Source organism: Streptomyces sp. NPDC088554 (assembly GCF_044752945.1).
Classification (GTDB): domain Bacteria; phylum Actinomycetota; class Actinomycetes; order Streptomycetales; family Streptomycetaceae; genus Streptomyces.
The window spans coordinates 1-2,776 of record NZ_JBIVMF010000083.1; the positions used below are offsets into that span (position 1 = coordinate 1).

Sequence of the window (2,776 nt, forward strand, 5' to 3'; positions counted from 1 at the left end):
GTTACCGCTGTGCCTCTCCTGCGGAAGAACCGGGACGAGCCTGCCACGTTCCTTACCGCCCTGGCCCACTTGCATGTCACCGGCACGGACATCCCGTGGGGTGAACTGTTCGGAGAGGGGGCGTTGGTTGATCTGCCCACGTATGCCTTCCAGCGTGACCGTTACTGGTTGGTGCCGGAGGCGACGAAGGTTCGGGATGAGGTGGATGCGCGTTTCTGGGATGCGGTGGAGCGTGCGGACTGGTCCGAGTTCGCCGGTGGTGGGGATGGTGGTGCGTGGGGTTCGGTTCTGCCGGTGCTGGCGGACTGGCGTCGTCGTCAGTGTGAGGGTGCTGTGGCGGATGGCTGGCGTTATCGGGTGGTGTGGAAGCCGCTGGCCGGGTCGGCTGTGTCCGTGCCTGCTCTGACGGGTACGTGGTTGCTGGTCGGTGACGGGATGCCTGCCGGGTTGTCCGGGGCGCTGGAGGCGCATGGCGCCCGTACGGTCGTGGCTGGTGTCCAGGACGTCGTGGACGGGGTGTTGTCCATGGATGGTGTGTCGGGTGTGGTCTGCCTGCCCGGGGACATCGCCGAGGTGACAGCTGTGTTCCGGGGTCTGGTGTCGGCTGGTTTTGATGGTGGCCGGGTGTGGGTGCTGACCCGGGACGCGGTGGGTGCGGTGGCCGGTGACACGGTGGATCCGGCAGCTGCTGCGGTCTGGGGCTGGGGTCGGGTCGCTGCTCTTGAACACCCCACTCGCTGGGGTGGCATGCTGGATATTCCGCAGCAGTGGGATGCCAGGGTTGCCGGTCGTGTCGTCGCGGTGCTTTCCGGTGCGACGGGCGAGGATCAGGTGGCGGTTCGTTCGGCGGGTGTCTTCGGTCGTCGTATGGATCATGCTTCGGCCGGTGGGCGGGTTGGGCAGTGGCGGCCGCGGGCCGAGGGGACGGTTCTGGTCACCGGTGGTACGGGTGGTATCGGTGCTCATGTGGCGCGTTGGCTTGCTGCCGAGGGCGCTGGGCATGTGCTGCTGGTATCCCGGAGCGGCCCGGAGGCTCCCGGCGCTGTTGAACTCCTCGCCGAGCTGGAGGAGCTGGGTGCCAGGGCGACGATCGTGGCGTGCGATGTCGCGGACCGGCAGGCCCTCGAGGGCCTCCTGGCCGGCATTCCCGCCGAGCACCCCCTGACGGCTGTCTTCCACACAGCAGGCATCCTGGGCAACGCGTCGATCGACGAGCTGACCCCGGAGCGGATCGATGCGGTCTTCGCGCCCAAGGCCGATGCGGCCCTGCACCTGCACGAGCTGACAGCGGAGCTGGACCTGTCGGCGTTCGTACTGTTCTCCTCGGGTGCGGGTGTCTGGGGAGGTGCGGGCCAGGCCGGTTACGCCGCCGCCAACGCCTTCCTCGACGCCCTCGCCGAACACCGCCGCGCCCAGGGCCTGACGGCCACCGCCATCGCCTGGGGCCCCTGGGCCGAGGCGGGCATGCTCATGCAGGAGGCGGACGGGGAAGACGGGCTGCGTCGTCGTGGTGTGACCGCGATGCTGCCGGTCCCGGCGATCGGTGCCCTCCAGCGGGCGCTGGAACTGGACGACACCACGGTCACCGTCGCGGACATCGACTGGGCCCGGTTCGGCCAGACCTTCACCGTGACCCGGCCCAGCCCTCTTATTGAAGCCCTGGCAGGGCCCGCGCCCGAGACGCTCCCGCCGAGCGCCACGGCTCACGGCGCGGCAGCGGAGCTGCTGGGTCGACTCACGGGCCGTACCGCCGCTGAACAGAACCACCTCCTCACCGAATTGGTTTGTCGGCACACGGCCGTTGTCCTCGGACTCGGCTCCGCCGCTGCCGTTGAACGTGGGCGTCCCTTCAAGGAGGCAGGCTTCGACTCGCTGATGGCGGTGGAGTTCCGTAACCGCCTCACCGAGGCGACGGGTACGAGCCTCCCGACCACTCTGGTTTTCGATTACCCCACCCCGGCAGCGGTTGTCCAATGTCTCTTCTCTGTAATGCAGTTGGACGATCAGGTGAGCACGGTGGAGTCGGTGAACCGACCGATGACGACCGACGAACCGATCGCCATCGTAGGCATGGCATGCCGCTTCCCCGGCGCGGTCCGCACGCCGGAAGAGCTGTGGAGTCTGGTTCGCGCCGGTGCCGATGTTGTGGGCGACTTCCCCGAGGACCGAGGGTGGGAGTTCGACTCAACTGTGAGCTTTGCCCACAAGGGTGGATTCCTGTACGACGCTGGCGAGTTCGATGCCGGGTTCTTCGGGATTTCCCCGCGCGAGGCGTTGGCGATGGATCCACAGCAGCGGCTTCTCCTTGAAACGGCCTGGGAGACTTTCGAGCACGCTGGCCTCGACCCGCTTGCCCTGAGCGCCAGTCCGACCGGAGTCTTCGTCGGTGCCGCGCTCTACGGCTACGACCAACTGATAGACACCGTTGCGGACGGCGTGGAAGGACATCTGGTCACCGGTGCGCACAGCAGTGTGATGTCAGGCCGTCTCTCCTACGCGCTCGGTCTGGAGGGCCCGGCGGTGACGGTGGACACCGCCTGTTCCTCCTCCCTGGTCTCCCTGCACCTTGCCGTGCAGGCGCTGCGGTCGGGGGAGTGCGACCTAGCCCTGGCTGGTGGTGTGACCGTAATGTCCACCCCGACCGGTTTCGTCGAATTCGCCTACCAGGGCGGCCTGGCCGCTGACGGTCGTTGTAAGGCGTTCTCCGCTGATGCGGATGGTACGGGTTGGTCCGAGGGCGTGGGTCTGCTGCTTGTGGAACGGCTTTCCGATGCGG

The 2,776-nt window shown here is 67.6% G+C and carries 1 protein-coding gene; it reads left to right on the forward strand.

From position 1 onward, the window contains the following. Positions 1–201 precede the first annotated feature (201 nt). A partial coding sequence (locus ACIP8W_RS31830) for an SDR family NAD(P)-dependent oxidoreductase (RefSeq protein WP_402205888.1) occupies positions 202–2,776 on the forward strand: 2,575 nt, incomplete at its 3' end.